Genomic DNA, 14,392 nt, shown 5'->3' with positions numbered 1-14,392 from the left:
GCAAGCCGTGCACAGATTACTGTAACGATCTATCAAACACCAAAAGGATTTAATGATACTAAAACAGTTGATTGTACTGGTAGTTTCAGCTATAATCTTCAAACTGCAAATATTGATAATACAGCCAATGGTGGAAATGCTGTGCCTGCATCATTTACCTGGACTGTCAATTCAAACAGCAATGTAAGTGGAGCTGCAAGTGGAACGGGAAATACGATCAATCAAACTCTAATTAATACCAGCAATGCAGCTCAAACCATAACCTATACCGTAACGCCGAAAGCTACGGTAGCCGGAGCATGCGTTGGAAACCCTTTTACTATTATCGTAAATATTCCGGTTTGTTCATCAATTTCGATCGCAAAAGTAGCGGATGTAGCTACTGTTAATCAAGCTGGAAATACAATTCACTATACAGTAACAGTAGCCAATACCGGAAACGCAAGTCAAACCAATGTGGTTGTTAGCGACCCGTTATTGGGTGGAACTTTAAGCAATCCGGTTAAAACAGGAAATGCTGATAATATTTTAGAAAAAGGGGAGAGCTGGACTTATAGCGGATCTTATAATATAGTTCAGGCTGATTTGGATAACAATGGTAAACCAGTTAATAATTCTGGAAAAATTACCAATACAGCAAGTGTTCAAACCACAGAGTTGCTAACGGCGAAAACAGCTACAGCAGATGTTAGTATTACGCTATCGCCAGCCATTACTTTAGTTAAAACCGGTACCCTTAACCTGAATGGAAATACCATTGGCTATTCTTTTACGGTTAAAAATACAGGTAACGTTACACTTAATAATCTGGTTATAACCGATAGTAAAGTTACCGCGCCGATTACATTAGCTGCCACAACTTTAGCTCCAGGGGCCAGTACAACTGCTAACGCAAGCTACACAATCTCTGCTGCAGAGAAAACATCGGGTTCGGTAAGCAATACAGCAACAGTTACCGGAAAAAATCCTTCGAATGGCAATGTAACTGATGTTTCCGGTACAACAGCAACCAACGATACACCGACAGTAACTGCTACAGGTGTTTATGCGGCTGATGATGAAGGAACCTTAAACGCGGTAAGTGGTGGTGTTGCAGTTGCTAATGTTTTAGTGAACGACAAGCTGAACGGAAATCAGGCTACCTTAACGAATGTAACCATTACTCAGATATCGAGCAGTAATCCGAATGTTTCAATCGATCCGGCAACCGGAGAGGTGAAAGTACTTCCAGGCACACCTGTGGGTGATTATACTTTGGTTTATCAGATTGAGGACAAAGCAAATCCTGGAAATTTAAAACAAGCAACAGTTACAGTTCATTTGGTAAGTGGAGCGATAATAGCAGTAAACGACAATGGAACGGCAAACTCAGTAACTGGCGGAACAGCAGTAGCTAACGTGTTAGCTAACGATACTTATAACGGTACTGCAACTGCTCCAACCCTGGCTGATGTAACCATTACTATCGGCACTAACGACAGCAACGGAAAAGTAACACTTGATCCAGCAACTGGAGAAGTTAAAGTTGCTGCGAACACTCCGGCTGCTGTTTATACCTTAACTTATACCATCACCGATAAACTGGACGCGAGCAAAACTTCTACTGCAACAGTAAAAGTAACGGTAGCTTCGGGTACAATATTGGCCAAAGACGATGCCGGTTCGGCAAACTCAGTAACCGGTGGAACAGCGGTTGCGAATGTTTTGGCGAACGATACTTACAATGGTACCGCAACTGCCCCAACTTTGGCAGATGTAACCATTACCAACGGCACTAACGATAGCAACGGAAAAGTAACGCTGGATCCTGCAACAGGTGCAGTGAGCGTAGCAGCAAACACTCCGGCTAGTGTTTATACCTTAACTTATACCATCACCGATAAACTGGATGCAAGCAAAACTTCTACTGCAACAGTAAAAGTAACGGTAGCTTCTGGCGCAATCCTTGCTAAAGACGATGCTGGTTCAGCAAACTCAGTAACTGGTGGAACTGCGGTTGCGAACGTACTCTCAAACGATACTTACAACGGTACTGTAACTGCGCCAACTTTAGCAGATGTAACGATCACCAATGGTACTAACGATAGCAACGGCAAAGTAACACTCGATCCTGCAACAGGCGCAGTGAGTGTTGCAGCAAACACTCCGGCGGGTGTTTATACTTTAACGTATACCATCACCGATAAACTGGATGCGACTAAAACTTCGACTGCAACAGTAAAAGTAACAGTGGCTTCAGGTGCGATATTGGCTAAAGATGATACAGGTGCAGTAAACTCGGTAACCGGCGGAACTGCAGTGGCTAATGTATTAGCGAACGATACCTACAATGGTACTGCAACTGCCCCAACTTTAACAGATGTAACCATTACCAATGGTACTAATGATAGCAATGGAAAAGTAACGCTTGATCCAACAACTGGAGAAGTTAAAGTTGCTGCGAATACTCCGGCTGCTGTTTATACCTTAACTTACACCATCACCGATAAACTGGATGCGACTAAAACTTCTACTGCAACAGTAAAAGTAACAGTGGCTTCAGGAACGCTGACAGCAAAAGACGATGCAGGTACAGTAAACTCGGTAACTGGTGGAACAGCGGTTGCGAACGTTCTTTCGAACGATACTTACAATGGTACTGCAACTGCGCCAACTTTAGCAGATGTAACCATCACCAACGGCACTAACGATAGCAACGGAAAAGTAACGCTGGATCCTGCAACAGGTGCAGTGAGCGTAGCAGCAAACACTCCGGCCGGCGTTTATACCTTAACCTATACCATCACCGATAAACTGGATGCAAGCAAAACTTCTACTGCAACAGTAAAAGTAACAGTGGCTTCAGGAACGCTGACTGCTAAAGACGACGCAGGTTCAGCCAACTCGGTAACTGGCGGAACGGCAGTTGCTAATGTTTTGGCAAACGATACATATAATGGTACTGCAACTGCACCAACTTTGGCAGATGTAACCATCACCAATGGTACAAATGACAGCAACGGAAAAGTAACACTGGATCCTGCAACAGGCGCAGTGAGTGTTGCAGCAAACACTCCGGCGGGTGTTTATACTTTAACGTATACCATCACCGATAAACTGGATGCGACTAAAACTTCTACTGCAACAGTAAAAGTAACAGTGGCTTCAGGAACGCTGACAGCCAAAGACGATGCAGGTACAGCAAACTCTGTAACTGGTGGAACGGCTGTAACGAACGTTTTGGCGAATGACAATTATAATGGTACCACAACTGCACCAACTTTAGCAGATGTAACCATCACCAACGGTACAAATGATAGCAACGGAAAAGTAACACTCGATCCTGCAACAGGTGCAGTGAGCGTAGCAGCAAATACTCCGGCTGGCGTTTATACCTTAACTTATACCATCACCGATAAACTGGATGCAAGCAAAACTTCGACTGCAACAGTAAAAGTAACGGTAGCTTCTGGTGCGATATTGGCTAAAGATGATGCAGGATCTGCAAATTCTGTGACTGGTGGAACAGCTGTTACAAACGTATTAGCGAACGACAATTATAATGGCACTACAACTGCACCAACTTTGGCAGATGTAACCATTACCAACGGTACAAATGACAGCAACGGAAAAGTAACACTGGATCCAACAACTGGTGAAGTTAAAGTTGCTGCGAATACTCCAGCTGGCGTTTATACCTTAACTTATACCATTACCGATGAACTGGATGCAAGCAAAACTTCTACTGCAACAGTAAAAGTAACAGTGGCTTCAGGAACGCTGACTGCTAAAGACGACGCAGGTACAGCAAACTCGGTAACTGGTGGAACAGCAGTAGCTAATGTTTTGGCAAACGATACATATAATGGTACTGCAACTGCCCCAACTTTGGCAGATGTAACCATTACCAACGGTACAAATGATAGCAACGGAAAAGTAACACTTAATCCTGCAACAGGTGCAGTAAGCGTTGCGGCGAACACTCCGGCTGCTGTTTATACCTTAACTTATACCATCACCGATAAACTGGATGCGAGCAAAACTTCTACTGCAACAGTAAAAGTAACGGTAGCTTCGGGTGCAATATTGGCCAAAGACGATGCCGGTTCGGCAAACTCAGTAACCGGTGGAACAGCGGTTGCGAATGTTTTGGCGAACGATACTTACAATGGTACCGCAACTGCCCCAACTTTGGCAGATGTAACCATTACCAACGGTCCTAATGATAGCAACGGAAAAGTAACACTCGATCCAACAACTGGAGAAGTTAAAGTTGCAGCGAACACTCCGGCCGGCGTTTATACCTTAACCTATACCATCACCGATAAACTGGATGCAACTAAAACTTCGACTGCAACAGTAAAAGTAACAGTGGCTTCAGGAACGCTGACTGCTAAAGACGACGCAGGTACAGCAAACTCGGTAACTGGTGGAACAGCAGTAGCTAATGTTTTGGCAAACGATATATATAATGGTACTGCAACTGCTCCAACTTTGGTAGAAGTAACCATTACTAACGGAACTAACGACAGCAATGGCAAAGTAACACTCGATCCAACAACTGGAGAAGTTAAAGTTGCAGCGAACACTCCAGCTGGCGTTTACACCTTAACTTACACCATCACCGATAAACTGGATGCGACTAAAACCTCTACTGCAACAGTAAAAGTAACGGTAGCTTCGGGTGCAATGTTGGCCAAAGACGATGCAGGTACTGCAAACTCAGTAACTGGCGGAACAGCGGTAGCTAATGTTTTGGCGAACGATACCTACAACGGTGCCACAACCGCACCAACTTTGGCAGATGTAACCATTACCAATGGTACAAATGATAGCAACGGAAAAGTAACACTTGATCCTGCAACAGGAGCGGTAAGCGTAGCAGCGAATACTTCGGCTGCTGTTTATACCCTGACTTATACCATTACCGATAAACTGGATGCGACCAAAACTTCTACTGCAACAGTAAAAGTAACAGTGGCTTCAGGAACACTGACAGCAAAAGACGATGCAGGTACAGCAAACTCGGTAACTGGTGGAACAGCGGTTGCGAACGTACTTTCAAACGATACCTACAACGGTACCACAACCACACCAACTCTGGCAGATGTAACCATTACTAACGGCACTAACGATAGCAACGGAAAAGTAACACTCGATCCTGCAACCGGTGGAGTGAGCGTTGCAGCGAACACTCCAGCTGGCGTTTACACCTTAACGTATACCATCACCGATAAACTGGATGCAACTAAAACTTCAACTGCTACGGTTAAGGTTACAGTGGCTTCGGGAACTTTAACTGCTAAAGATGATACCGGTTCAGCCAATTCGGTAACTGGTGGAACAGGGGTAACAAACGTACTTTCAAACGATACTTATAATGGCACCACTTCAGCACCAACTTTAGCTGATGTGACCATTACCAACGGCACAAATGACAGCAATGGAAAAGTAAAACTGGATCCTGCTACAGGCGCAGTGAGCGTTGCTGCGAATACCCCGGCTGGTGTTTACACTTTAACCTATACAATAACCGATAAACTGGACGCTTCGAAAACTTCTACTGCAACAGTAAAAGTAACGGTAGCTTCGGGAACTTTAACGGCTAAAGATGATTCAGGTTCAGCGAACTCGGTAACGGGTGGAACAGCGGTAACAAACGTACTTTCAAACGATACTTATAATGGCACCACTTCAGCACCAACTTTAGCAGATGTAACCATTACCAATGGTACAAATGATAGCAACGGAAAAGTAACACTTGATCCTGCAACAGGAGCGGTAAGCGTAGCAGCGAACACTCCGGCTACTGTTTATACCCTGACTTATACCATTACCGATAAACTGGATGCGACTAAAACTTCTACTGCAACAGTAAAAGTAATAGTAGCTTCGGGAACGCTGACGGCTAAAGACGATGCTGGTTCGGCAAACTCCGTAACTGGCGGAACGGCAGTAGCGAACGTACTTTCGAACGATACTTACAATGGTACTATAACTGCACCAACTTTGGCAGATGTAACCATTACCAACGGAACTAACGACAGTAACGGAAAAGTAACACTTGATCCAACAACTGGAGAAGTTAAAGTTGCAGCGAATACTCCGGCTGCTGTTTATACACTGACTTACACCATTACCGATAAACTGGATGCAACTAAAACCTCAACTGCTACGGTTAAAGTAACGGTAGCTTCGGGTGCGATATTGGCTAAAGATGATGCTGGTTCGGCAAACTCGGTAACTGGTGGAACAGCAGTAGCAAATGTTTTGGCGAACGATACTTATAATGGTACTACAGCTGCCCCAACTTTGGCAGATGTAACCATCACCAATGGTACAAATGATAGCAACGGAAAAGTAACACTCGATCCTGCAACAGGCGCAGTGAGTGTTGCAGCGAATACTCCAGCTGGCGTTTACACCTTAACTTACACCATCACCGATAAACTGGATGCGACCAAAACTTCTACTGCAACAGTAAAAGTAACGGTAGCTTCGAGTGCGATATTGGCTAAAGATGATGCTGGTTCGGCAAACTCCGTAACTGGCGGAACAGCAGTAGCGAACGTACTTTCGAACGATACTTACAACGGTACCACAACAGCACCAACTTTAGCAGATGTAACCATTACCAACGGAACTAACGACAGCAACGGAAAAGTAACACTCGATCCTGCAACAGGATCGGTTAGCGTAGCAGCGAATACTCCGGCAGGTGTTTACACCTTAACTTACACCATCACCGATAAACTGGATGCAACTAAAACCTCAACTGCAACAGTAAAAGTAACGGTAGCTTCGGGTGCGATATTGGCTAAAGATGATGCTGGTTCGGCAAACTCGGTAACTGGTGGAACAGCAGTAGCAAATGTTTTGGCGAACGATACTTATAATGGTACTACAACTGCCCCAACTTTGGCAGATGTAACCATCACCAATGGTACAAATGATAGCAACGGAAAAGTAACACTCGATCCTGCAACAGGCGCAGTGAGTATTGCAGCGAACACCCCAGCTGGTGTTTATACCTTAACGTATACCATCACCGATAAACTGGATGCAAGCAAAACTTCTACTGCAACAGTAAAAGTAACGGTAGCTTCTGGTGCGATATTAGCCAAAGATGATGCTGGTACAGCTAACTCAGTAACTGGTGGAACAGCTATTGCGAATGTACTTTCGAACGATACTTACAACGGTACCACAACCGCGCCAACTTTAGCAGATGTAACCATTACCAATGGTACAAATGATAGCAATGGAAAAGTAACACTCGATCCTGCAACAGGTGCAGTGAGTGTTGCAGCGAATTCTGCCGCTGGTGTTTATACCTTAACGTATACCATTACCGATAAACTGGATGCGACTAAAACCTCTACTGCAATAGTAAAAGTAACGGTAGCTTCGGGAACGCTTACAGCAAAAGACGATACGGGAAGTGTTAATGGTTTAGTAGGAGGGACTCCAGTGGCGAACGTATTAGCAAATGATACTTATAATGGAACAACTGCTGCCCCTGGATTAAGTGATGTTACACTTAGTCAGGTTTCAACAACTAATCCGAACGTTACACTTAATACAACAACCGGAGAGGTTAATGTTAAACCTAATACCCCGGCAGGCGTTTACACGATAGTTTACGAAATTGCAGATAAATTAGATACTACTCAAACAAGGCAAGCTACAGTAACCATTACAGTTACTGCACCAGCAATCGTTGCTACAAACGATGCTGGCAATGCAAACGGCTTTACCGGTGGCACAGCAGTAGAAAATGTATTGGTGAACGATACTTATAATGGTAACCCTGCAACTTTGGCTGATGTTAAATTAACCCAGGTTTCGAGCAGCAATACTAATGTAAGTTTAAATGTGACCACTGGAAAAGTGAATGTAGCACCAAACACGCCTGCCGGAACCTATACTTTGGTTTACCAGATCGAAGATAAACTGAACCCTGGTCAAACTAAAACAGCCACAGTAACCATTACCGTTGGTACAGGTGCAATTTTAGCAAAAGATGATGCCGGTACCGTTAATGGATTTACAGGAGGTACTGCAGTCGCCGATATTTTAGTGAACGACCTTTATAATGCAGTTTCGACCGCAACAACCGGAACCGTTTCAATCACCCAAAATTCAACTGATAACCCGAATATCAACATCGATGTTGCCAGCGGAAAAGTAAATGTAGCAGCTAAAACACTTCCTGGAGTGTACAACCTGACCTATACCATTACCGATAAACTGGATGCGACCAAGACTTCTACAGCTAAAGTTGTGGTTACCATTCCGGATTGGAGCAGCGATCTTCAGATCAGCAAAACAGCTAATGTTAGCGGTGTAGAAACCAGCGGAAATATCAGCTATACCATTAAAATCAAAAACAATGGTCCGACTACCGTTTTAAGCGGCAAATCGATAGGGGTAACAGAAAACCTTCCAGCCGGACTTGAAAATATTACCTACGCAGCTACAGGCGGTGTTTACAGTGCAACTGGAAATACCTTTACCTTATCGGCCGATTTATTGACTGGCGATGAAGTAAGTTTAATAGTGAATGGGAAAGTAGCAGCAGGCTATGCAGGTTCGGCACTGGTTAATCAGGTATCTTTAACCGCACCTTCCGGAACAAACGATCCTGAAAATGCCAATAACCAATCTTCGGTAACTACGCCTTTATTAAAAGGTGGTATAGCACTGGTTAAAACTGGTACCTTAAGCGCCGATGGAAACCAGATTACCTATACTTTCACCGTTACCAATACCGGCGATGTAACCATTAATGATATTGTACTGGTAGATAGTAAGCTAGCCCTCACCAAAACCTTACCTGGTACTTTGGCGGCGGGTGCAAGCTTAACCTATAATGAAGTTTATACCCTTACACAGAGTGATAAAGATGCCGGAAAAGTAAGCAATACGGCTTCGGTAACAGCAAAAACACCTGCTGGAAATTCCGTAACTGATATTTCGGGTAGCGGAAGAAGTAACGATACACCAACTGAAACACCAGTAGTGAGTACTCCATCGTTTACCTTTACCAAAGTTGCCACTTCAGTAGGTACAAAGGCTGGCGAATCAATCGATTATACCTTCACCATTACCAATACCGGTAGCACTACATTGAGTAATCTGGTATTGAGCGATGCAGCGGCAAATGTAGGTAGCATACAGCCGGCAAGCATTGCAACGTTGGCACCGGGAGCAAGTATTAATGCTGTGGCTAAACATACCTTAACACAAAGTGAGATCAATTCAGGTAGCTTTACCAACCAGGCTACTGTAAAAGTTACCGATAGTAAAGGCAATACGATTACCCAATTATCAGATGATCCGGCTACTACCACGCCTAACGATCCTACTGTAACGAAGATAGTTCCTTCGCCTGCTTATACTTTAACCAAGGCCGCTGCAAATACAGCAACCAAAGCCGGCGACGTAATTAATTATAACATTACTTTCAAAAATACAGGTAATGTAACATTAACCGATATTGCTTTAACAGATGCAAATGCCGATGCCGGAAGTTTAACACCTGCCAATATCACCCGCGTATTACCGGGCGAAACGGTGAGCATTAGCGCTAAACATACGGTAAAACAAAGTGACGTAAATGCAGGTGGTTTTAGTAATCAGGTAAATGCAACGGCTAAAGATCCCCAGGGAAATACTTTAACCAAAGTGTCTGATAATCCGGCTACACCTGCTGCCGATGATGCTACTTTCTCGCCAATTATTGCCGATCCATCTGTAAGGTTTACCAAATTGGTAGCCAGCGGTGCCGGTGTAATCAAGGTGATTGAGTACAGCATCCAGGTAACCAATACCGGTAACATTACCTTAACCAATATCGTAGTAACCGATCCTGGTGCTGATGCGGGTAGTATTACGCCTGCGGTTATTGCCAAATTAGAGCCAGCAGAAACAGCTATGATCCTGGCGCGACATACGTTAACCCAGCCTGAAATCGATTACGGAAAATTTGTAAACCAGGCCAGTTTAACGGCTAATTATGGTGTGGGCAACAAGCTGGCCAAAGTTTCTGATAATCCTAAAACTATAGCTCCGGATGATCCTACAGTTTACATTATTCCAGAAGCCCCAGGTTTAACTTTGGTTAAAACAGGTGCCCTAAGTGCTGATGGCAATACGGTTTCTTATACATTCACAGCAAAAAATACCGGTAATGTTACTTTAAGCAACTTTAACCTGGTTGATGCTAAAATCCCTTCAACGGTTACTTTCACACCAGCAAGTATTGCGCCTGGTGAAACTGCTGTAGCAACCGTAGTGTACACCATTACCCAGGCCGAGAAAAATGTAAGTTCGGTTAGCAATACTGCCACACTTACGGCAAGTACTCCGGCAGGGAATAAGGTTACCGATATTTCGGGAACGGCTGAAGATAACGACAGTCCGACAGTTTTAGAACTACCGCGCATTGCCAGTGCCAAAACAGTTACTGATGCTAATAATAATGGCAAAGCCGAGCCTAACGAAGTATTAACCTACAGCATTGTGGTACGCAATAACGGTACTACAAACCGCACCGGTGTTAAAATTACCGATCAGATACCGGCCAATACCACTTATGTAAATGCAAGTGCCGATAAAGGTGCTGTGTTGGCAGGTAATGTATTAACGTGGACCAACCTAAGCATACCAGCTAACGGACAGGTAGTGGTAACTTTCAAGGTGACTGTTGATGCAGCCCTTCCTTCAGGCGTTTTAAATATCAATAACATTGCAACAGTGGTTGATCCGGCCAATATTGCATCTCCATTAAATCCGGCAGTTGCTATTCCAACCGAAGGCAAGTTAGAAGGCAGTAAATCGGTAGCCGATAACAAAGGAAATAAAGATGGTAAGGCACAGGCAAACGAAATATTAACTTATGCATTGCAGGTGCGCAATACTGGTGGCTCGGCATTAAACGGGGTAACCATTACTGATGAGCTTCCGGCAGGTTTAACCTACGTACCAGGCTCGGTTTCTGGTTATGGAACGGTAACAGGCAACAGCCTGAAATGGACCATCAACATGCAACCTAATTCGAGCACAGTGCTCACCTTCGATGCTAAAGTTACACCAGATGTAAATAGCTATAATACCATTAAAAACGTAGCGACAATGACTGCTCCAAACGGAACAGTGATTAAGCCTGAGGTAATTATGGATGTAGATAAATCGGCCGATCTGGTAATCACCAAAGAACTGATGACCAAAGGCGAAATCAGGACCGGATCTGATGTAACCTATAAAATTACCGTAACCAATAAAGGAGCAAATAAGGCTACCGGTGTTACTGTTACCGATAGGTTAACAACGCTTATCGATGCGCCAAAAGAGATTACCGTAACCGTGGGTACTACGACTTACAGTACCACAACCCGCGATTTTGTATGGTTGGTTGGCAGTCTGGATTTAAACCAGTCGGCAACCTTAACCTTCAAATCACGTACACTGGCTACAGGTATATTGAATAATAGTGCAACGGTAAAAGCCGATCAGCCCGATCCGGTAATGAACAACAATACTGTACTTGCAGACGCAGCAACTATTTCGGGTGATGATTTACTTATCCCGAACCTGTTTACGCCAAACGGAGATGGTAACAACGATACTTTCGAGATCAACGGATTGGCCAATTTTGCCGAAAACGAACTGACTATTGTTAATCGCTGGGGTAATGAAGTTTACCGCGCCAAAGGTTACCAGAATAACAGGACAGGTGAGGGGCTGAATGAGGGTACTTATTACTATTTATTACGCGTACGTAAGTCGGGCAGCAGCGAACTGAAAGTGTTTAAAGGTTACATTACTTTAATCAGGGCATTTAAGAATTAATACGAAAGGGAATGATGAAGAAATTAATAAAATTAATAGCAGGTTCGTTCATGTTGCTTTCGCAGGGTGTATTTGCCCAGCAAGATGCCCAGTACAGCCAATACATGTTTAATGGTATATACATTAATCCGGCTTATGCGGGTTATAAAGAAGTGTTAAATGTGCATAGCTTTTACCGTAGCCAGTGGACGGGTATTACAGGTGCACCCCGAAGCATGTCGCTGGCAGTTGATGCCATTGCCAATAGTGGCAATGTAGGTTTAGCTTTGCAAATAGCAAGCGATAAACTGGGCGCACAGAATAACCTGAGCATTTACGGCAACTATGCTTACCGCATTAGGCTGAACGATGATGGCAGCTCTCGCCTGGCCTTAGGTTTTGGTGTAGGCATGGCGCAGTTGGGTATAGATGGTTCGATGCTTAATCCCAACAATCCGGAACCTAACCAACCGGTAGGCATGCAGAGTACCATTGTACCCGATGCAAGGGCAGGCGTGTATTTTGCCAACGATAAATACTACGCTGGTTTTTCGGCCGATAACCTGATTGCCACTTATATCGATATCGATCGTTATGCTTTTATTCCACAGCCCAAACCACACTATTATTTAACAGCAGGCGCATTGTTTCCGCTTAACGAAAATTTTCAGATCAAGCCTTCTTTTTTATTGAAAGACGATCGAGGTGGGCCAACCAGCTTAGATGTAAACGCCTTTTTAATTATCAAAGATTTTATCTGGATTGGGGGCTCTTACCGTACAGGAGTTAAATTGTATGATAAAAGTTACCTTCAGAAAGATCTTACGCCACGCAACTCTGCGGTTGCAGCTATACAGATCTTTCCTTCAGAAAAATTAAGAATAGGTTATGGTTACGATTTCTCTATTGGCCCTTTACAAGGCTATAGCGGCGGTACTCATGAGGTTTCTATTGCCTATTCTTTTATCAGGCAAAACATCAGATTGGCAACCCCAAGGGTGTTCTAAACAAAATAACTTAATTGTGTATAATAATATTTACACTTTTAGACAAAAAATAACTTACATTAGCGTACAAAAAAATAACTTTTTATTAACTTGCAGAATATTATAAAAACAATGAAAACAAAAAATGCTGTTAGCGGCTTCACTGTGCTTATTGCCGATGATCATGAGATCATTCGTCGCGGCTTAAAAGGTTTAATATCAGACTTTTGGCCGGGTGTCGAAATTATTCATGCATCAACCCTCGAGCAGGCGCTTGTTGAGGCAGAGAAATCGCCAAGTTTAATTATCATTGATGTAAACTTGCCAGGCGGTAACAACCTTAAAGTAATCGATCAACTTAAATTGGTTCAGCCAAATGCAAAAATTCTAGTATTTTCTTCATTAAACGAGAATATTTATGCCGTTCCATATTTAAAATCGGGTGCATCAGGTTATTTAACTAAAAATGCTGAAGAATCAGAAATTGTGATTGCGATTACCACAATTCTGGCTGGTAGCCGTTACTCGAGCAGAAACGTTAAAGAAAATATGTTCAATAGCATATTGGGTAACGATGCCGATAATCCGTTTACTAAACTTTCGGGCAGAGAACTTGAAGTAGCAGAGCTTTTAACCAAAGGCATTGGTGTATTAGAGATCTCTAACCAGTTAAATCTTCAAATGGGTACAGTAAGTACGTATAAATTGAGGCTTTTCCAAAAATTAAAAATAAAGAGCATCATCGAACTTGCCGAAAAAATGAGCATTTACGAAAGATAAAAAGAGTATTTTACTCTTTTTATCTTTCTCTGTTTTTATTTTTGGTGCCCAATCCGCTTTCTCCCGATTCGTTGCGAGTGGAGCCTGCCTGTCCAAACTTATCCGATGAGCCAGCTCCATTTTGATCAAAAGATGCTTTTTCTTTTGAAGTCCCTTTTATTTTTTCTTTATTTTCTTTCCGGTGAGTATTCATGATTCTATGTATTTGTCTGCAATAGAAACATTTTAAAACAAGCGAAGGTTTTGTTTGATGATTATATCTTTTTATTTAGCCACGTCAACTCATTAAGACCTCAAAGCATGCAATTGATAGTCTTGATATTGTGTAATTTATTGTGAATAGAGGAGCACAATTTTAATACAAATTTTAAGTTTATTATACACAAAATGGTGTATGGCTTTACTTTCTCTACATAAGCGTTTAGCCGCAAACTTTCCAAATATTTTAAGATTGTACAGTAGTTTTCTTCCGAAGTAGGTTTAATAACCATCAGTTAGATAGCGGTATAGCTTCAGGTTGTACACTAGTAGTTGATCCAGATCAATAATTTATAAATAATCCGATTTACAGAACTCCGTTTAGGCACAATTAGACCATGATTTTTTTTGATAAAAATCAAAATATAATTTTTTGTAGGATTAATTGTACGATTTTCTCTGTTAAGGTAAAAAACGTGATACTTAATAATATATCTTTGCAGCTGATTGAAGCAATGAGTAAAAATTTATTATTTTCTTAAAACCACAGGTTTTAAGAATACGTAAGTATGGGAATGTGGAATAGCACGAAATAAATTTATTGCAACAGTGCTCTT

Annotated in this window: 5 protein-coding genes; 3 read left to right on the top strand and 2 right to left on the bottom strand. The window is 42.7% G+C overall.

The genetic code is table 11. The annotated features are described in order from the left end of the window. Positions 1 to 141: 141 nt before the first annotated feature. The 3 genes from DBR40_RS08035 (at position 142) to DBR40_RS08025 (ending at position 13,577) form a co-directional block, all read left to right on the top strand. The gene (locus DBR40_RS08035) at positions 142 to 11,832 is read left to right on the top strand and encodes a gliding motility-associated C-terminal domain-containing protein (protein ID WP_124559224.1); all 11,691 of its coding nucleotides are present in this window, start codon (positions 142 to 144) and stop codon (positions 11,830 to 11,832) included. An 11-nt stretch (positions 11,833 to 11,843) separates the two neighbouring features. Further along, positions 11,844 to 12,818, top strand: coding sequence for a type IX secretion system membrane protein PorP/SprF (locus DBR40_RS08030; protein WP_233603832.1), 975 nt, complete (start codon positions 11,844 to 11,846; stop codon positions 12,816 to 12,818). 111 nt (positions 12,819 to 12,929) lie between these two features. Next, positions 12,930 to 13,577 carry a response regulator transcription factor gene (locus tag DBR40_RS08025; RefSeq protein WP_039479279.1) on the top strand — a complete coding sequence of 216 codons (648 nt, stop codon included), beginning with the start codon at positions 12,930 to 12,932 and terminating at the stop codon, positions 13,575 to 13,577. A 19-nt stretch (positions 13,578 to 13,596) separates the two neighbouring features. Here DBR40_RS08025 and DBR40_RS26665 read toward each other — a convergent pair whose 3' ends face one another. Together DBR40_RS26665 and DBR40_RS27260 are read right to left on the bottom strand one after the other, a co-directional pair. After that, positions 13,597 to 13,770: a hypothetical protein gene (locus DBR40_RS26665; protein WP_158674009.1), complete on the bottom strand. Its 174-nt coding sequence runs from the start codon at positions 13,768 to 13,770 to the stop codon at positions 13,597 to 13,599. Positions 13,771 to 14,101: 331 nt separating this feature from the next. Next, positions 14,102 to 14,221: a YcxB family protein gene (locus DBR40_RS27260; RefSeq protein WP_410522636.1), complete on the bottom strand. Its 120-nt coding sequence runs from the start codon at positions 14,219 to 14,221 to the stop codon at positions 14,102 to 14,104. Positions 14,222 to 14,392: the final 171 nt, after the last annotated feature.

The sequence above is a fragment of the Pedobacter sp. KBW01 genome, from assembly GCF_003852395.1.
Lineage (GTDB): Bacteria > Bacteroidota > Bacteroidia > Sphingobacteriales > Sphingobacteriaceae > Pedobacter.
The sequence above is the reverse complement of the archived record's forward strand: the minus strand, read 5'-3'. Positions and strand labels throughout refer to the sequence as shown.

Bases quoted from the DNA above. Each gene is read 5' to 3' on its own strand.
- DBR40_RS08030 (WP_233603832.1), top strand. From the start codon at position 11,844: ATGATGAAGAAATTAATAAAATTAATAGCAGGTTCGTTCATGTTGCTT.
- DBR40_RS08025 (WP_039479279.1), top strand. From the start codon at position 12,930: ATGAAAACAAAAAATGCTGTTAGCGGCTTCACTGTGCTTATTGCCGAT.
- DBR40_RS26665 (WP_158674009.1), bottom strand. From the start codon at position 13,770: ATGAATACTCACCGGAAAGAAAATAAAGAAAAAATAAAAGGGACTTCA.